Origin of the sequence: Gilvimarinus chinensis DSM 19667 (assembly GCF_000377745.1) — a bacterium.
GTDB lineage: Bacteria > Pseudomonadota > Gammaproteobacteria > Pseudomonadales > Cellvibrionaceae > Gilvimarinus > Gilvimarinus chinensis.
Window position 1 is genome coordinate 1,167,034 of record NZ_KB898706.1, and the last position, 18,961, is coordinate 1,185,994.

An 18,961-nucleotide genomic window follows, 5' to 3' on the forward strand; every position below is an offset into this window, starting at 1 on the left:
TGTGGCCTCCGCTGAATAATACATCTGACAGTCTAGCAGCAAGATTGGCGCAATATGCAACATTTTTTAAATTTAACGTCGTAAAGCCTTTATCGAGTCAGCCACAACAATGCGAACTCACTCTGCCAGTGCAGCAACTTCCTGCCCATCTGTTCCCGGTAATAACAAGATAAAGCCCCCCAGCGTACGACTATGTCGAGTGCTCTTACCGGCGAAGTAAGAACTTCTGCCACATGAACCATAACTTGATTGCCCTCCAGGGGTTCTCTGCAATCATTAATACGCTCAAAGTGATCTATATCTACCATCCACAAAGCGCAAACGCCTTCAATCGAGGTAAAATTGTCTAAGACCTTGGTGAGGCCATAGCAATTAGAGATCCAGATCAAGCCTCACGTTGGCTTCAATCACTGAACACAGACACTCACCTAATTTTATACCCACTAGGGTAATGTTATTAAACTTCGGGGGGCGATACTCACGAGGTAGCCGGTAGCTCAAAGCTACCCTTCAATTAATCTAAACTCTTTAAAACCCACAACCATTGTTTGGGCTAAATCATTCGGTGGAGGTACAAAATGAATGTACCCAGCACTTACGCCATCCTCAACAATGGCGTAAGCAGAATTGAATTTACGGAAGAAAAGTAATTTCGCAGCAAGAGCTTTGTAAGGCCGAGGCGTTGGCGTCGGCCTGCCAAATTAAGACGCGTGAATCCGCAGCTCCTCGTCGAGGACAAGACAGCGATTAACACCATTAACCAATGCCTTCAAAGCAGCAGCAACAATACTGCCGTCACGTCCGACGCCAAACACCGGATCAGAGTCGTTTACGCGCAACTCAATATAACCAACCGCTTCACCTTGAGCGCCTCCACCCTTAACAGCGTGCTCGTGGTAATCAACCACCACAATGTCACCAATTAAAGGCTTCAATGCGTTAACGGCGGCATCTATGGGGCCCGTGCCATTCCCCGTTAAGCGACGCTCTTCACCGTTGAGGCTGACATCTACAGCCATGGTGACCTCTTGATCACGACTGTGCTGTTCATTATGCCGGTAAGACAAGCTGCCAGCGTCGCTGAGGTACTCACGCTCAAATAACTCGAAAATCGTTGCACTGTTCGCCTCTTTTCCCGTCTTGTCTGTGTACTGCTGCACGATCCGACTAAACTCTATTTGCAAGCGACGGGGAATATCCAACCCATATTCCTGAGCCAATAAGAAAGCAATGCCTCCTTTACCCGACTGGCTGTTTACCCGCACCACAGATTCATAGCTGCGGCCCAAGTCAGCAGGGTCGATCGGTAAATAAGGCACCCGCCAGGGCTCGTCGGTTTGCTGTACGGCAAAGCCTTTCTTAATCGCATCCTGATGCGAGCCCGAAAAAGCAGTAAACACCAATTCACCGGCGTAAGGGTGGCGGGGGTGTACCGGCAGCTTATTGCACTGCTCTACCAACTGGCGCACTTGATCAATCTGGCTAAAGTCCACCCCAGGGTGAATACCCTGGGTATAAAGGTTGAGCGCCAAGGTGACTAAATCCACATTGCCGGTGCGCTCGCCATTGCCAAACAAACAGCCTTCGACCCGGTCAGCACCCGCCATTACAGCAAGTTCGGCGGCGGCTACCGCGGTGCCGCGATCGTTGTGCGGGTGTACGCTCAAAATAATCGCCTCGCGCCGCTTCAAGTTGCGATGCATCCACTCAATTTGATCGGCGTAGGTGTTGGGCGTCGACATCTCTACCGTTGCCGGTAAGTTAACGATCATCTTGCGCGCTGCGGAGGGTTGCCAAACCTCGCTGACCGCATCGACCACCTCTTTCGCAAAATCCAGCTCGGTGCCCGAAAAAACTTCGGGTGAGTACTGGTATACCCACTCGGTGTCAGGGTATTGTGCAACGGCCTCTTTCACCCACTGCGTGCCCTGCTCGGCCATAGTTTTCACACCGGCTTTATCGGTGCGATACACAATGTCGCGAAAATCTGGTGCGGTGGGATTGTACATGTGCACGATCGCGCGATGAACCCCTTGCAATGACTCCACTGTGCGGTCAATCAGCTCTTTGCGCGCCTGGGTTAACACTTCAATAGTGACATCCGCCGGGATGTGGTTTTCCTCAATCAGCAAGCGTACGAAATCAAAGTCCGTTTGCGACGCCGAGGGAAATCCCACTTCGATTTCCTTAAAACCCATTTTTACCAGGGCCAGAAAAAACTTTAGTTTGGTCGCCACAGACATAGGGTCAATCAGCGCCTGATTGCCATCGCGCAGATCGGTACTCATCCAGATGGGCGCGCACTCAATGGTGTTGCCGGGCCACTGACGATCGGGCAGATCGATAGGCGCAAACCGGCGATATTTGTTCTGTGGTTGATCTAACATTGTGTTCTCCTGGCCTTAGAAAGGCGATGCTTTACATGGTGGAGTGGCGCTAACCCTGACCTGAGGATCACCCAGAATCTCAGGGCTTAGCTACCGAGCTTGTGGCTCTGCCACATTAAGTTAGGGTATAACTTGCTGCGACCTCCTGATGTACACAGTATAAAAAAGCCCCCCCGGCAGATGATTGCGAAAACCCTGAATTATTTACATTAATTAGCATAATGTTGCGCTACCATTCGGATACGTGAAATTTAGAAAAGGATGATAGTTTGGCTACGCAACTTGACCGCTATGACGGCATGATTTTAGAGCGCTTACAGCGCGATGGGCGTATATCCAACCAAGAACTGGCTGACGCCATCAGCCTATCCCCTTCGCCCTGCCTGCGCCGGGTGCGCCAACTAGAGGAAGAGGGTTTAATCGATGGTTATGTGGCCTTGCTTAACGCCCGCAAACTCGGCCTGAACTTGACCGCGTTTATCCATATCAGTATGGATAAACACACACCCGAGCGATTCGAGCACTTTGAAGCAGCCATTGCCAGCTATCCGGAAGTACTGGAATGCCACTTAATTACCGGTCAGTCCGCCGATTATCTTTTGAAAGTAATCGTCGACGATATGGACGCCTTCCAACAGTTTCTATTGGGCAAACTGCTTCGCACTGAGGGCGTTAACGGTGTAGAGTCATCGTTCGTGCTCAAATCTCCAATACGCACTACGGCGTTGCCCATACAACATAAAGCATAACCAATCACCTTAAATGCCATGATGAAATCAGTAACTACACTGCTCGCTTTTGCCGCCTCCTTGCTAACCACTGTTAGCCTGCAAGCGGCAGCCCCCGAACCCAAACTGGAGCGCATTAGCTACACCAGTAGCGTTGACAATAAACAGAGAGATTTCTTTCTTTATTTGCCCAAAGGCTACGATGCCAAAGCGGATAAAGAATGGCCCGTGATTTTATTTTTACACGGCAATGGCGAGCGAGGTAACGGCAAAGACGAGCTGGACTACGTCTTGATTCACGGCCCGATCTACGAAGCCTGGATTCAAAAGAAAGACCTGCCCTTTATTATTATTTCACCGCAATTGCACATGTTTGATATGGACAAGCGCGGTATCAGCTATATCGACAACCGCTCGGCGTCGCAAATTCCACAGCGCCAGGCAGATGGCGTACCGCCGCGCGAGCCTCACTTTGCTACACCTAAGCCGATGTCTGGTATTCCCAGCCACGAAGATATGACCGGCATTCCGGCTCTACTACCAGAGGGCTGGGACAAAGTAGAACAGGATTTAATGCACATCGTAAACACCGTGCAAAGCCGCTATCGCACCGACGAAAACCGCTTATACCTGACGGGTTTAAGTTACGGCGGTTTTGGTACCTGGTGGCTTGCCAGTAAGCATCCCGAACTGTTTGCTGCTATCGCCCCTGTGGTCGGCTGGGGGCATCCTTCGTACGTGGGTCCTATCGCAAAACATCAGATCCCCGTATGGCAGTTTGCGGGCGGACGCGATCACACGGTTCCCCTCCAGTATTTCTATCCCGGGCTGAATCGCCTTGAGCAACTAGGTCACCCTCGAGTGCGATTTACCACCCACGAAGATATGGGCCATGATGCGTGGCGCCGTGTGTATCGCAGCGATGATTTTTATAACTGGCTGCTCAATCAAAGTCGCTGATTGGAAATTGTCTGTACGCTACACCGCTACCAAATCATAGGCACCGTAACTAAATTAGCGCAAATAAAGTAAATCCCCAAATCTACTCCATACACACACTTTTCTAATGCCGCCTAAGCACTGTTAGGCGGCCCTCAATCGCTACCAACGGTTAAATAATCCCCCATTAAGCGCTATATTGTGATGGAGGCAAGTTGTACTCACCGCAAAACCACCGTTGAGGCCCCAATTAATGCCACTGAGAAAAGTAACCAACTCCCTGAAAGCAGAGCTCAGTATATTGCGCCGCCGAGCGGCGTATATCGGCCTGTTGGTTATCTTTATCGTGCTAATCACCGAATTCATATTGGAGAAATATTTTAAAGAAGCAGATATTCAAAACAAACAACTACAAGTTACCCAGCAGCTTACCGGCCTTAGCTCTAGGCTCAGCGGTCTTATTAACAGCAACCTCTTTCTACTCAGCGGTTTATCCGCACATATCGGCATGAAGCCAGATATCACGCAAGCTGAGTTTGAAGCCTATGCCAGCAGTATTTTTCGCCAAGAGCCTCTGCTGGTAAACATGGCTGCAGCGCGAGACCTGATTATTACGCACATTTATCCCATAGAAACAAACCGCGCCGCTTTAGGACTTAATTACCGCCTTACTGATACACAATGGAATGCCGTTAAAATGCTCGATAAACGCGGTGAAATGGTTGTCGCAGGGCCGCTCGATATGGTGCAAGGTGGAGAAGCCATAATCGGCCGCGTAACCGTCTTTACCGGCGATGATCAATTTTGGGGCATTACTTCCGCACCCATCTATACCCAAAAACTGTATCAGGCTGCCGGGCTTCTCAATGAAGACCTGTCCATCAAAATCGCCATCCGTGGTAAAGATGGGTACGGAAGAAATGGTGATGTATTTTATGGCGACGAGGCTCTATTTAATGACCAACGAAGCATCACAACCACACTAGACGTTGGCTCCGGAAGCTGGCTGCTTGCAGCTCAACCTCGCAGCGGCTGGGAAGATGCATCAGGTACCATTTGGCTGTTGCGCATCTCTTTTACGGTGCTTGCTTTATTGCTCACCATCATTATCGGTTACCGTTATCGGCAATTTTATAACGAGAAAAATTTTCGCCAAACTATTGAGAAAAATCAGGCACTACTACAGGAGGTCAGTAAAATAGCGTTGGTTGGGGGCTGGCAAATAACGCCCGAAAAAAATCAATTGCGCTTCACCTTATGGAATGACCAGACCGCCAAAGTATTTGGTATTAAAGTCGACAGTCAAAACCCTCTTACCGAAGAGGTATTGACACAACTCGACAAAACTCAAGCAAACCAGTTACGGGCCTACATCACGAATGCAACCTTAGGGCATACCTTCGATACCGAATTACAGGTGTCATCTACATCCGGCCGCTGGATTCGAATAATCGGCAAACCCATAGAAACATCTGAACCGCCATTTTCAGTGTTAGGTTCGGTTCAAGACATCACCGAGCGAAAACGGTTTACCGATAAAATTCAACATCAAGCGATTTACGATCAACTAACGGGCCTACCTAACCGTTTGTTATTTAATAATCGTCTCAACAAAACGTTAACCAAATGCCATCGAGACAAACAAAAAGTAGCCGTTCTTTTTATTGATCTGGATCATTTCAAACCCGTTAACGACAACTTAGGACACAACGCAGGCGATCTTCTGTTAAAAGAAGTTGGCCACAGAATCAAACACTGTATCCGGCAATCAGATACGGTCGCCCGATACAGTGGTGATGAATTTATTGTCATACTTAATGACATTAAAGAAACAAAAGTTCCAGTTTCTATCGCACAAAATATTATCGATGCTATAAGCGCACCCTTTACGCTAGATAAACATAAGGTTTACTGCGGTGCCAGTATTGGCATTTCAATGTTTCCCGACGACGGCAATACCGTGGAAGATCTGGTTTCCAATGCAGACCAGGCCATGTATGAAGTCAAAAGAAATGGTAGAAACGGATGGCAGTTTTTTACTAAGACAATGCAAGTAATTTCAGAAAAGCGTCATTCACTGAGCAATAAATTAGTTCACGCTATTCAAAATAACGAATTCAGTGTCGTTTATCAGCCCATCATTGATTTAACTGAAAATAAAATTAAAAAATGCGAAGCACTGGTGAGGTGGAATCACAATGGCGAATGGATACCAACCGATGAATTCATCAGCCTCGCTGAAGAAACAGGCCGTATCAATGAGATTGACCGTTTTGTCTTACAGGCCTCCAGCCATTACATCAACACGCTTTCGAAGAAATTCGATTACCCTATTGCGCTTTCCATTAATGTCTCCCCGCGTGTTTTTTCCAGCAAAGACAACGCACTGGACCAATGGTTGGCTCTATTAACGCGAGCATCCCAGCATCTCGATATTACCGTCGAGATCACAGAACGCCTGCTTATTGAAGAGTCAGATAGAATCATGTGGGTGTTAACTCGAATTAAATCTCTGGGGGTAACCATTGCTATCGACGATTTCGGCACCGGCTATTCCTCACTGAGCTACCTCACTAAATTTCCCATTGATATCATTAAAATTGACCAGTCCTTTATTAAAAAGCTGGGGGATGTGCGAATTCCTGAAGCGCTGACGGAAAGCATGATCGCCCTCTCTCACAAACTGTCGCTCGAAGTGGTTGCCGAGGGTGTGGAGACCACGCAACAATTGACCATGCTCAAAGGATGGAACTGCGATTATGGTCAAGGTTACTATTTTGCTAAGCCACTTTCTGAAAAAGATTTTAGCCAGTGCATTCAAAGCCAGGTTGAAGCATTACAAATATAAGACTTTAATCGGCGTATTTTGTCGGCATAAGTTATTCTTCGAAGCTTCGTGACGCCCTTCACGTTCACTCAACAACAATTACCAAAACTTATTGATATTTTTGGTAATTATTTTACCATCCCTCCCTCTTAGAATAAGTATAAAAATTAGCCATCTGATAGATGGTCTATGCCACACAATAAAAACCCGCAGGATTTAAAGGAATAAGACCATGCAACCGTACCTTCCGTTATTCTCAGCCATCTTATTATGGGTAGCCGCACACAATGTTTTAGCGACTACTCCTGTGGAGCAGCGCATTATCGATGAAGCACTGACACCACTGTTTGGTTTGCACCGCGCCTCCACCAGCTCCGGCAAAGTCATCCCTGAGCACCAGTTTGACAATGCGCAGGTCTGCGGTGCTTGCCACACCGATATTTACAAAGAGTGGCGCTCCTCAATCATGTCTCACGCCTGGGATGATCCTATTTATCGTGCCTTGCTTGCCCGCGCCAGCAAGGCAACCGGCGGTGAATTAGACAGCTTCTGCACCGGCTGCCACACGCCAACGGGTCTGGTATCGGGTAAGGTCAGCACAGCTGATAACCAAAACCCGCCCGACATTCACACCCCCGAAACTGATATGCCTGGGGTCGACTGCGAAGCCTGCCACAACATCAACGCCATCAGTGGCCTGGACAATGGAGCCTATGTCATCAATGACGCAGGCGCCGCCAAATTAAAATACGGCCCAAGACAAGAAGCCAGTTCGCCATATCATCAAACGGCCTATTCAGAACTGCACACAGACTCCAAGATGTGCGCCAGCTGTCACAATGTCACCCACCCCACCAATGGTGTACCCGTAGAACGTACTTATGACGAGTGGTTTGAAAGCCCTTATCGCCAAGCCGGGATTGATTGCCAGGATTGCCATATGAAAGGCTCGCCGGGCAAAAGCGCCATTATGGGCCCCGATCGTCCGGACCGTGCCACTCACTGGTTTGCCGGTGGCAATACCACCATACTCGAACACTTTGGCCGTAAGGAAAATGCTGAAAATGCCCGCCAACTGTTACGCACCAGTGCCACCGTAGAGCTGGTCGATAACTCTGGACTTGAGCCCGGAGGCTATGCCGCTGTCACCTTTAAAGTCACCAATACTGGCGCTGGACACAAACTTCCCACAGGCTTTCCCGAGGGCCGGGAAGTGTGGCTGGATTTTTCCGTGACCGATGCAAACGGCAAAGAAATTTATCGCTTAGGGCAAGTGAAAGACGGTAAAACCGAACCGGGCACCAAGAATTTTATGGTGAAACTCGGGGATAAAGACGGCAAAAAAGTCGAGGTGGAAGTCTGGCGCATCACCCACATTATGTCGGATAACCGCATTCTACCCAAAGGCCACGCTATGGTGGATTACCGCTTTTCCATACCGAAAGCCGCCCAGCCACCATTTCGACTAACCGCAACATTGCACTATTGGCCTTTCTCTCAGGCGTTTGCCGATGAGCTGCTTGGTCCAGGCGAAATAGACGTTATTGTCGAAACCATTACCCAGTTTACGTCACTTGTGGGCGAACCAAAGGCCGAGGTTGCCGCGCGCTGATTACCTCTCAAGGCTACTAAAGGGGCGGTTTGGCCGCCTTAGCGGATAATGGGGTGTGCGTACTGGAAAGCAACTAAAGCTTTAAATAAAACAGATCAATGTACGAGGAAAACCGTTGGCGATCTCACCGACAAAATTATTTTTCTATTCACAATACACAAGTCAAAGACGAGATTCCGCTGCTGTGACAGCAGCGGACGCTTAACAAACTCTTCATCGTCATCAGTGAAATTTACATCGGCTTCTGACCATATCGACAACGGAATCTCGAGCTTGGTCTTAAGATATGCAATAATTGTTTTAAGGAAAGTGCTATTCTCTATAGCTTTACCAATCAATACAGAGAATCACGCATACTGGCTTAAAAATTGGTTGTAATAATAATTGCCTATTTATGATTCATAACAATGATGTAGAAAATGACCACTCTGTATTTTAATTTGAATGATGTAATTTTAATTTTATCCATCGGTTTAAGTATCGTCTTGGCGTTATCACAACCGCTATTAACAACAAAACTGCCTATTTCCAAATACTTACTCGCTGCTTTTTTTATTTCTATCGCACTGGCTGATATTAGTATTCTTTTGCTTTGGAACGATCATTTACCAAAATCGGACTTGGTCAACGTACTAACCCCCTACCTTTATGCACCCGTTATTTTGCTAAAAGGCCCTATATTAGTGCTTTACGTGACCAGTATTACGCACGACGACTTTCGTATCACCGCAAAGGATTGGTTACATTTATTACCGTCATTACTCGTCGTAGCAGTTATTGCTATTTTCGGAATTGATAATCAATTGCTGCGGTTAGATACCTTCGGTATAGACAGTGCAGTTTATCGCGCCGTGGATTTCATTTGGTGGTTCGTTAAAATCACACCCTTTTGTTATTTTATTTACGCACTGTATATCGTAAGGCGATATCATCGAACGGTATTTTCACATAACTCAGAAGTAAATGAGCAAGCCATTGTTTGGCTATATTTACTGACGATCGCTTTTATTTGCTCCGCAGCCTGGTCGCTGATGCTGAGCTTTCTAGCGGTTATCTATCGATTACCTCTTGGTATAACCGATAACTACATTAACTTTATTCTTTTGATAGCGCTGTTTTTCTATAGCGTATCTCATGCCCAGCAACTCACCACTACAAAAGGCTCGCGGAAAACACAATCCCAATCTAACGACAATATCGACAACCTTATTGGAAAAATAATGAGCGGTATTACAGAACAGAAGCTCTATTTAAAACCCAATATCAATGTTGAACAGTTCTCGGAAATGATCGGGCTTCCGTATCGAGATGTATCCTTCGCAATAAACAGGGCTTTTGATAGAAACTTCTTTGAATTTATAAACACTTATCGGGTAGAAGAAGCGAAGCGTTATCTGGGCGATAAAGACCACTTACATATGTCGGTCATGGAAATTTTATTGGAATCTGGTTTTAACAGTAAATCCTCGTTTCAACGATTTTTCAAACGTTTGACCGGAGAATCGCCAACAGAATATCGAAATCGAGTGATCAGCCAGAATCAGTAACTACTCATACACTATACCCTCTCGCTGCAACAGATGCTTAACCTCATCTAAATGATCAGCGTAGCGGCGCCATTGAGAAATAGCGTTTGTATGTATTTTTTCACGTACCTGTAGCGAACTCGCTGTCGCTACAGGGGCGCTGTTTTTTTCAATCGAAAGATAATCTGAACACCAGGTCAAACGACAGAAATCAAATAGCTTTTTCGATTCTTTCTCTGGATCTCTAACGAGGTTCTCATAGTTCAGTAGGTAAAACCTATCTGGATAACTCTTACGTAAACGCTGAGTAAGATTGCGAAAAAAAAGATAAAACCTTGCCGTATCAATTAACGATAATGAATAGTTAAAGCCTCCATCTGAAAAACTAAAAAGCTGTCTATAGTTGCCGACTATCGTATCCAAAGGATGACGATCCAAGCATACAATAACGCTGTTATCTATGCACTTTAGAATCTGATCAGCCAATAGGATATTCATTGGCAGTTTATCAATCAGAGTTTCTCCATTCTTATTAAGATAACTTGTATTGCTTCGATACAAACGACCGACTTCTCTGCTTATATTATCTTCTAATTCTTGTACACAACCATTGGTAATAAATTGTGTTGATGCTTCGCCGAGGACCTTCTTTAAACTGGTTCGAAAGCAGGGTAACTCCCCACCTGATACAACATTATCAGCACTGCTTAAAATACGATCTACCAGAGTGGTTCCTGTTCTCGGCATACCCGTAACAAAAATATTGTCAACGTGATTTATCTTGGCAACAGAGTAAGAAGGTCTTGCGACAATCTTATCCAAGATTACCTTATTGTAGTCAAAATCGTACTTCATAACATGGCGTAAAGCGCCTTTGTGTGCTGCCAAAACGCTGAATGCCTTGGAGTAATCGCCTATCGATTCCAACTCTTTTGCTATAGCATGAGCGATATGTAACCTGGCCTCTGGGTTTTTGCTTTTCTCTTGGATCCCGGTCAATTCAGAAATTCGATCCGGAATGTCTGCATCTACACTGTTCTTTTTTGTATTTAATAAAGACAGTGCCGCTTGAGACTTTTCAAAATAGGGTTTAATTGAAACGGACTTCTCTAACGCCTCTCTTGCCTTCTCAAACTCGCCCAAATACTTATAGCACGTTGATAAATTAAACCAAACCAAAGCGCTATTAGCATCCAACTGAACAAGCCTTTGATAACAACGACATGCTTCAGTGTAAAGGTTCAAGCGATTGTACGTCGTAGCGACTGTATCAACCAGCTCGGGGGTTTCCGTAGTCTCAACGTCGATGGTTTGCAATTCTTGATGAGCCATAAGCATGTCGCCACACAAAACCAATGCCCGTGCATAGTAGGCCCTAAAGAGAAGATTATCCGGATCATTGCTAACGATCTTATGCAGCAACTCAACTTCTTTTTGATAGTTTCCATATTTATGAGCTATGTAGCTCAATAAGTAGCTGGCAGTTACATGTTCCGGCTCCTTCTGTAAAATTTTTCCTAACAGTTGGTAAGCCGTTTCATCGCGCCCCTCCTTGAGCGCTTCTTTTGCTAAGCCTTCTAACTGATTGACAGATGGCGATGTCAACAATGTACTTCTCCCTGCTGAGGGCTACATATAAAAATCATTAATATTAATCACTAATAGATACGGGCCGACTAACCTTATTGCCAAAGCGTGAGCGATAGGTGGCAGCTTTTGAAAAAGTACGGTGATTTTTCTCAATAGGCTTCCAGGTTTCGCCGGAATTTACGCTAACCTCATAAGTTACCAGAGGCAGCGAACTATTCAAACTAACCCTTTCTCGTTCGACTTTTACGCCTGGTGGAGGTACATAAAACTGAATACCAGACTTATCTAACTTGGGTAAATCTCGATACGCTATAATTGATAAAAATCGTTGCCAATCTTCCCGATATTCTTCACTCTTACCTTCTTTATCTTCCCACTCAGCCTTATGCCAGGCACGTTCTGCCAAAGCCATTAGCCGGGGGAAAATCATATTTTCCACGCTTTCTTGAGTACGCAAGGTTTCAGTCCATAGCTGGCCTTGCATGCCCAAGATATTCTCTGGCCGTTCTAGCGGAACATGCAGCTTATTGGTCAGCTTTTCCAGGTTATCAATGTTAGCGCCGCTAAACGTCTTGCTGGCATTGGCATAGAGATCATCTGGGCGAAAGCCAAACACTTTCTGCAGATCCGTATAGCGAGTTGCCCAGTTATAGCCTCGCGCATCTGGGCTACTTTCATGTGGGTGATCAAAATACAGGTGGGTGGCTGACGATAAAACTACCTGATACCCTGCATTGGCCAGTAAGTAGGCTCGATCTGAAACACCAAGCTCCCAGATATTATCCCAAGCGTTGGCAATAACACTTTTATTTTCTAGGTTTTTTCTCAGAAAGGTTGTGTTTTTATCGTACATCAAGCCATCTTCCCATCCCGCAATTGCCATACCACGATCACTGGCAAGCTTAGCAACGCGCTTTACAAAGTAGGGCTTTAGATCATCAACACCAACAATATCGGAACCTGGATTATTGAAAAGATTCTCACATACAGGTGACTGCTCCCACGAGCCGCGCCCCACTTCATCACCTCCCATATGGAAAGTTTTTAAAGGTGTTCCCGCGTCGCGATGCATTCGCTGCAACTCGTACATAATCTTATCGATAAAGTGATAGGTCGATTCCATGCAGACATTAATGGAGTTATCGCTATAACTTTGAACGGTTAAATATTCCGATTGATCTTCCGGATCAGAAAGTAAGTAGCGCTCAGCCTCTCGCTCACCAGCCGTATTAAGTAGTTTTCGATAACGCGCTTTCATAGACACTATTGCGGCACGAGCGTGTCCTGGCATATCAATTTCAGGAATAATTTCAATGTTTCTATCACTCGCGTATCGAACGAGATCAATATAATCTTGACGAGATAGATATTGATTTTTTTCAGCCGAGTTTGGTCCACTGCCCAACTGTGTTAATAAGCAACGATTTTCAAGTGGGTCGAAGCAACGATTTGCACCAACATCGGCAAGCTCTGGAAGGCCCGGTATTTCCAAACGCCAGCCTTCGTCATCGGTCAGGTGCAAATGCAGCTTGTTAAGCTTATAACGCCCCATTTGCTCAATCAGGGTAACAATGGTCTGTTTACCGTGGAAATTTCGCGCGAGATCGTAATGCATACCCCGCCACTGATACCGAGGCTCATCAAAAATTCTAACCGCCGGTACAGAGATTACATTGTTTTTGGCGTTTAAAGGCAGCAGCTTTATTAAGCTTTGTACACCATAAAAGATACCGGCTTTGTCCCCCGCCCTGATGGTGATTTTGTTGCTTTTTATATCGAGTTCATAGTGCTCACCAGCTTTTGAGCTGGGGTCAATCACTAAATTGATGGAATTATCTGTTGCAGGCTCTTTGCGCTCTGTAAGCGTTGCCCCCAACAAGGAAAGCTCTTGCTTTAAGTAATCGACAGAAAACTGCAATCCACCACTTTGATAAAGCGACCAGTGGCTATCAATTTTCGCTTGTCCCTTACTTACATGCATTTCTTTCGGTGAGGGGATGATTCCTACAATGTCATTGGTAGCAGACACACCCGAATTATGGTCATAACGACTCTCGGGTGTCGCCACCAGATAAAGATCCAATTCTGGTTCGTTGAACCTCAAGTATTGCTCAGGCTTTACCAATTGCTCAGAAAACTCTTTCGGGTCCTCCTTCGCCGTGCTTGCAAAAACATAGGGTTTACCGTTCTCATCAACAATAAATGCATTAGGCATAAAATAGCTGTAGCTGGAAATATAGCCTACCGCTTCAAACTCTATGCGCTTAGTCTCTCCGCTGGAAATTCCCGTAAAGGCTTTCGTAGGTGATAGTCTGTATAAGTCTCCCTGAACACGTTCGAGCGTAAATTCATCAGAGCCTATAGCCGTTACCCGTCTGACAAAGTGAATATAAATTTCCCACGGTTTGTCGCCCGATGGAAGACTCTGTGATGAAATGTTATTGATTTCAAAAAAGGCTTTGAATTTCCCGGCTGGTAAAAAATTGCTGGTTACCCCAAAAGTAACATCAGCTTTGTCAGCAAATTCTTGATGATCAAACGCATAGGCACTTTGCAGAACAAACCAGCCAAGCATCATCATTAATATTTTCTTCATAAAATCCTGCTGTTTATCGTGAGTTCACGTGTGCTTAATCTGTGGTGATTCGACAGAGTCAAACCTCAAAGAGCGGAGGAGCACGCACCAGAGGTCATTGATCCAAACACTTCCAACTCATAAAGCGAGAAGCCCCACTGGGGTAATGCTTTTTCTGTACCGAGAATCCGTACAAAACGTGCTGTCTGGCTAAAGCCAGTATGAGTGTTAACCAGCTGCTGATTGTCTGAAACATCTATGAGTAATTGCCAATCGCTACCATCGCTGGAATACAACACTTGATAGTCGATAGCGTATGCAGGATCCCAAGTGAGCGTTAAACCGCTAATAACAATATCGTCCCCAAGATCGACCTGAACCCACTGATCATCGGTATAAGCGCTCGCCCATCGACTGTTGGCAGTATCACCATCGGTTATACGGCTCGGCTCATAGCCGGCCGCAATATAGGAAGACGCCGATGCCACTTTGCCAAGCGCTAAATTTTGTACCGACGAGCAGCTCTGACTCTGCGTGATACTGGCGGCTAGGGTTAAGTGGCTTGAAGGGTTACCGGTATCATAACTGGCAATGCGCGCTTGATACTGACCAAAGTGATTCGCACCAAGATCGGATATTTGTAACATGCTTGTACCACTTCCCTGCAGGATCGACGAATCAGTTAAGCACTGACCATTATGAAACCAGCCAATGTCCCGCTGTACCGAGCTACTGCCCACCTCTAGAACGACACTGTCTCCCAGGCACGCCTGCTCTGACTGAGGCTGAAGAGTAACGTGATTGCTGTTGGGATAAGGTATGTCTGAAAAGTAGTTATAGAGAAACCATGTACTACCCATCACATCCAATTTTTGTTTCCAGATATCGGTAAGCTGCTGATACTCCGTTATCCAGGTTTTAAAAGGTTGATCAATAGAATGATCTTCGAGCCATGGGCCCATAAAATAGGCGGTCGGATCGCCGGTATTCGACGGCCCCTCGTTGGAGAAAATTGGCGCTACTTTTACCGACGTATTGCCCGAGGCTAAATACTCCAGGCGCTCTAGACCATACTGAAGAATATTGACATCGTTTTGGCGGTAGTAGTGGACAAGAACACGATCAACCGCATCGGCTAATGCGGCTCCTTCGCTCGCTGTAATCCAACCGATGTATATTTCGGTTTGCAAATTATGACTGCTGGCGACAGTTTCAAAGTGCGACAGAATACTCAGGGTATCGCTAAACGCTTGCTCACGATCGGTTTGATTCCAAAATTCAAATTCCAGATTCAACACATCAATCCGCTCATCAAAAGCGTGTGAATCGTTGTAATTGGCTACTTCATCAGCAGAAGCTGCCGCACCTAAAGCCGCTGCGATCTCCTGAATACCGTAGTTATTTTTCGCTCTGGAAATGAAGTTCGCCAGCTGCGTTTGGCGCTGCGGGTCGCCGCCCATACCTTCCAAATCATAGAGAATAAAGTAGTTAATGCCATTGGTTTTACTGAACTCCAACAGCTCTGTTTCTTTACTGAAATCACCCAACAGTGATTCCTGACCACGCTTAAGCGAGACATACATGCCGTTAATGGCAACACATTCCCCGCCTACAAAAGCCGACGTTTGTGCATTAGCCATCTGACTCAGTAAAACAAAAACCAGACATTGCAGAACAACTAACGTTTTTTTTATATACGAATTCATTGCTTTTCCCTACCTGATGTTAAAAAAGCCCGGACAAAGCCGGGCGAAAGTGAGGAAACTAGAGGTTGGCGCGAAGGCCGAAAGTGTAGATGGCACCGGTATCCTGGTAACCCATAAACTGGTTTTCAAAGCGGCCGTATTTATCCACCGTTTCGCCAGTCACGTTGATACCTTCGATGAAAGCGGAGATGTCATCAGTGAGGTTGTAGCTGAAGGAAAAGTCCAAGGTGCCATAAGAGTCGTAGTGCACCGGCTCGTTGGATGGCCCGTTAAAAACTAACCCGAGAAAATCGGTGCGATAGTTATACGCTAAGCGACCTTCGTAGGTTTCATTACCGTAGAAAACAGAGACATTACCTGTGTCGCTCAACCCAGGAAGAGCGAACTGTTCGGCGTCGTCTGCATCACTTAAAGACGCACTGCTATTCACAAAGGTGTAGTTTGCCGTTACACCGAAACCATTATCAAACGAGTGCGTGATATTGATTTCAGCACCCTCGATGGTGGCCGACTTGCTGTTGTGAGGTCGTGTGACAAGAAACTCCTGCCAACTTGGGTCTTCTACTTCAACTTGGTTAAAGACCTCAAGCTGTGAATACCGAACAATGAAATCGTCGATGTCTTTTTGATACAGTGCTAACGAGAGAATATCCGCATCTCCGTAGTAATACTCAAACGCCAGATCATAGTTGGTAGACTTGTAGGGTTTTAGATTTGGGTTCCCCCCCATGGCCGTGCGCGTGGATACGGTTGTTGTCTGGTAGGTTGTGTAGGGAGCCAGCGCTGATAACGTGGGACGGGTCAGTGTTTGACTGACGGCGGCGCGCACATAAAACTCATCCGTAACTTGCAAGATGGCGTTTAACGATGGCAGCCAGTTATCGTAATCACTGTCGATACTGACGGCGGTGCCTGCGGCATCCGCATAATTTTGTACCAGCCAAGGTGATGGTGGCTCTCCCGGTCCTGTAGACTCACGTTCTAGTGATTCCAGCACCTGCGATGTACCATCGGAGGTGACTTCTGTGGATGTATAACGAAGCCCACCGTTCAACTCTAACGGCATACCCATCAGATTTACCTCAAAATCCATTTCAAGGTAGGCCGATAGAACATCTTCTTCAATCACATAAGAATCATTGGATTTTACGGCAGCCCAGCTACTGCCATTTGCAATAAAAGCCTCTTTGGATGCAATACCAGTAGCACTATCGGCGCGGGTGCGTCCATCGATGTTGGCCGCCATCCAGTCGCGATAGGCAACCGGATCGATCATGTAAACATCGCCATTTAGACCATCAAAGTTATCCCCCGATTCTTTAACCCCAACAATGATACTGTCGTAATCAATTTCCTGCTGTGTAGCCAGGCCGTGGTACATGCGGCGAATCAGATCCGGGGTTGACCAATATTCCGTTTGCTTTTCGGAGGTCGTGTTGTTCACACCAAATTTTACATTTTGCAGGTACTCGCCATTCGCCTCCCAGGTAAAATCCAGTTTGAACTCGTCGTTAATGCCTTTGTTGTAAATCCCGTCGTTTGAGTTGATGCGCGCTCTCAGGTCGCGCATGTTCTGACTGCCCATTTCGGGTTTGATCGCCGCTTCATCACGATATTGATAAGACGGAATGCCACCGTCGGAGGTAATGAGATACCCAGGACGATCCAAGAACTCGACGATGTACAGTCTGTCCAGTCCTCGGTTATCCAGCTCAGCCTCAGAGTGCGAAATATCCGCAACCATGTAGAAGTTATCGGTGATGTACCACTCGGCGTTTAACCCACCGATAATCGATTCGGTGGGTCGTTCTTTTGTCACCAACTGGTGCGCATAACCGGTAATATCATAACCTTCGTCGTAGCCGTGGTTGAGTACCTCGTAAAAGCCGTTTTCATCCACCACGTTCTGATCAGACAATGTTGGGGCCCACAGGTAGGAGCCAGTAGAGTATTCTGTAGACGAGGTATCGTAATCCGAATAGATCACATCAGCGGTCAGAGTCAGGTTATCCGTAGGGCGGGCCTGAAACACCAGATTGCCGCCAATACGCTCACGAGATACTTCTCTGCTGCCAGCGTAAATACTCTGAATGCGATAGGTGTCTTCTTCAAGGCCATCACCGGAATAGGCATAGCCTCCTGCCCAACCTTGGCTAGGCGTAGTAAACGTAAGGAAGGGCTCCAGATTTGTATTGGCGATATGCTCGTTAGTCACCACATACTCAAGGGTGTTACGCTCCTGATAGGTCATTGAAGCGAGTACGCCAAACATGCCGTCGTTAAAGGTGTTGCTGATAATAAACGAGCCCTGAGGGCTGGTTTCTTCGCTGTTCTCCTCATACTGGCCTTTCAAACTGCCAGCAAATTTAAAACCATCAAAATCAAAAGGCCGGGCGGTCACAATATCAACGGTACCACCCAAACCGCCTTCTTTTAAATTGGCAGATGAGGTTTTAAATACATCGACTGTACTGACCAGTTCAGAGGCCAAGGTATCGAAACTAAAGGCTCGCTCTTCGTTTTCCGTCGCGGCGGTGCGGCCATTAATGGTTACAGCGGTAAAATCGGGCCCAAGGCCACGAATACTGACAAATCGTCCTTCACCGCCATCGCGGTCGATCGCAACACCAGGTACACGCTGAAGCGAATCGGCGATATTGTTGTCAGGAAACTTACCTAAATCTTCGGCCGAAATACTGTCAGAAATAAGCGTTTGGTTGCGTTTGCGGTCAATGCTTCTTTCTATACTTCCAGCTATCCCAGTGACCACAACCTCTTCTATAAGCTGCTCATCTGCGTCTTGTGCGCTCACAGTGATTGGTGTTGCGGTTAATGTTCCGACGATGGCGACGGACAATGCGGACCTTTTAAACATTACTTTATCCCCCAAGTGACTGATTGCTATGGCTCGTTCTTCTCATGGGCAAGGGGTTCGCTTTGGCGCGAACCGGAAACTTTGGCGCTCCTTGCGTGCATAGTCTTACCTGGTGATAAATAGCTCGACTCATTTCCTCGATTTAACCAAATTGACCCGAATCACTTTAGTCACCAAAGTGGGTCAATCTGTAAGT

General features: G+C 46.5%; 11 protein-coding genes. 5 read left to right on the forward strand and 6 right to left on the reverse strand.

All coding sequences use genetic code 11. The features are described 5' to 3' along the window. Nucleotides 1-89 precede the first annotated feature (89 nt). Complete coding sequence (locus D568_RS22225; RefSeq protein WP_083915304.1) at nucleotides 90-389, reverse strand: GGDEF domain-containing protein; 300 nt, start codon at nucleotides 387-389, stop codon at nucleotides 90-92. 312 nt (nucleotides 390-701) lie between these two features. Then, nucleotides 702-2,387, reverse strand: a complete 1,686-nt coding sequence (leuA, locus tag D568_RS0105475) for a 2-isopropylmalate synthase (protein WP_020208577.1) — start codon at nucleotides 2,385-2,387, stop codon at nucleotides 702-704. Between the two features lie 269 nt (nucleotides 2,388-2,656). Between leuA and D568_RS0105480 the strand changes: the two genes are divergently transcribed. The 5 genes from D568_RS0105480 to D568_RS20990 all read left to right on the forward strand — a co-directional run bounded on the left by D568_RS0105480 (nucleotide 2,657) and on the right by D568_RS20990 (nucleotide 10,040). Further along, a complete protein-coding gene (locus tag D568_RS0105480; RefSeq protein ID WP_020208578.1) occupies nucleotides 2,657-3,136 on the forward strand; it encodes an Lrp/AsnC family transcriptional regulator in 480 nt (159 codons plus the stop codon). Between the two features lie 18 nt (nucleotides 3,137-3,154). After that, a complete protein-coding gene (locus D568_RS0105485; protein WP_157497631.1) occupies nucleotides 3,155-4,075 on the forward strand; it encodes a carboxylesterase family protein in 921 nt (306 codons plus the stop codon). 232 nt (nucleotides 4,076-4,307) lie between these two features. Then, nucleotides 4,308-6,902: an EAL domain-containing protein gene (locus D568_RS20985; protein ID WP_020208580.1), complete on the forward strand. Its 2,595-nt coding sequence runs from the start codon at nucleotides 4,308-4,310 to the stop codon at nucleotides 6,900-6,902. Nucleotides 6,903-7,113: 211 nt separating this feature from the next. Then, the gene (locus D568_RS0105495) at nucleotides 7,114-8,493 is read left to right on the forward strand and encodes a multiheme c-type cytochrome (protein ID WP_020208581.1); all 1,380 of its coding nucleotides are present in this window, start codon (nucleotides 7,114-7,116) and stop codon (nucleotides 8,491-8,493) included. Nucleotides 8,494-8,912: 419 nt separating this feature from the next. Beyond that, nucleotides 8,913-10,040, forward strand: coding sequence for an AraC family transcriptional regulator (locus tag D568_RS20990; protein WP_020208582.1), 1,128 nt, complete (start codon nucleotides 8,913-8,915; stop codon nucleotides 10,038-10,040). On the opposite strand, the gene D568_RS0105505 is transcribed toward D568_RS20990, so the two are convergent. The 4 genes from D568_RS0105505 to D568_RS0105520 all read right to left on the reverse strand — a co-directional run bounded on the left by D568_RS0105505 (nucleotide 10,041) and on the right by D568_RS0105520 (nucleotide 18,765). Next, nucleotides 10,041-11,627: a tetratricopeptide repeat-containing sulfotransferase family protein gene (locus tag D568_RS0105505; protein WP_020208583.1), complete on the reverse strand. Its 1,587-nt coding sequence runs from the start codon at nucleotides 11,625-11,627 to the stop codon at nucleotides 10,041-10,043. A 43-nt stretch (nucleotides 11,628-11,670) separates the two neighbouring features. After that, the gene (locus D568_RS0105510; protein ID WP_040516073.1) at nucleotides 11,671-14,205 is read right to left on the reverse strand and encodes a family 20 glycosylhydrolase; all 2,535 of its coding nucleotides are present in this window, start codon (nucleotides 14,203-14,205) and stop codon (nucleotides 11,671-11,673) included. Nucleotides 14,206-14,270: 65 nt separating this feature from the next. Then, the gene (locus D568_RS0105515; RefSeq protein WP_020208585.1) at nucleotides 14,271-15,890 is read right to left on the reverse strand and encodes a discoidin domain-containing protein; all 1,620 of its coding nucleotides are present in this window, start codon (nucleotides 15,888-15,890) and stop codon (nucleotides 14,271-14,273) included. 58 nt (nucleotides 15,891-15,948) lie between these two features. After that, nucleotides 15,949-18,765, reverse strand: a complete 2,817-nt coding sequence (locus D568_RS0105520) for a TonB-dependent receptor (RefSeq protein ID WP_020208586.1) — start codon at nucleotides 18,763-18,765, stop codon at nucleotides 15,949-15,951. Nucleotides 18,766-18,961 lie beyond the last annotated feature (196 nt).

Coding starts and splice junctions, on each gene's coding strand:
- D568_RS0105495 (WP_020208581.1), top strand. CDS start 7,114: ATGCAACCGTACCTTCCGTTATTCTCAGCCATCTTATTATGGGTAGCC.
- D568_RS20985 (WP_020208580.1), top strand. CDS start 4,308: ATGCCACTGAGAAAAGTAACCAACTCCCTGAAAGCAGAGCTCAGTATA.
- D568_RS0105520 (WP_020208586.1), bottom strand. CDS start 18,765: ATGTTTAAAAGGTCCGCATTGTCCGTCGCCATCGTCGGAACATTAACC.
- D568_RS0105485 (WP_157497631.1), top strand. CDS start 3,155: ATGATGAAATCAGTAACTACACTGCTCGCTTTTGCCGCCTCCTTGCTA.
- D568_RS0105515 (WP_020208585.1), bottom strand. CDS start 15,890: ATGAATTCGTATATAAAAAAAACGTTAGTTGTTCTGCAATGTCTGGTT.
- D568_RS0105510 (WP_040516073.1), bottom strand. CDS start 14,205: ATGAAGAAAATATTAATGATGATGCTTGGCTGGTTTGTTCTGCAAAGT.
- leuA (WP_020208577.1), bottom strand. CDS start 2,387: ATGTTAGATCAACCACAGAACAAATATCGCCGGTTTGCGCCTATCGAT.
- D568_RS20990 (WP_020208582.1), top strand. CDS start 8,913: ATGACCACTCTGTATTTTAATTTGAATGATGTAATTTTAATTTTATCC.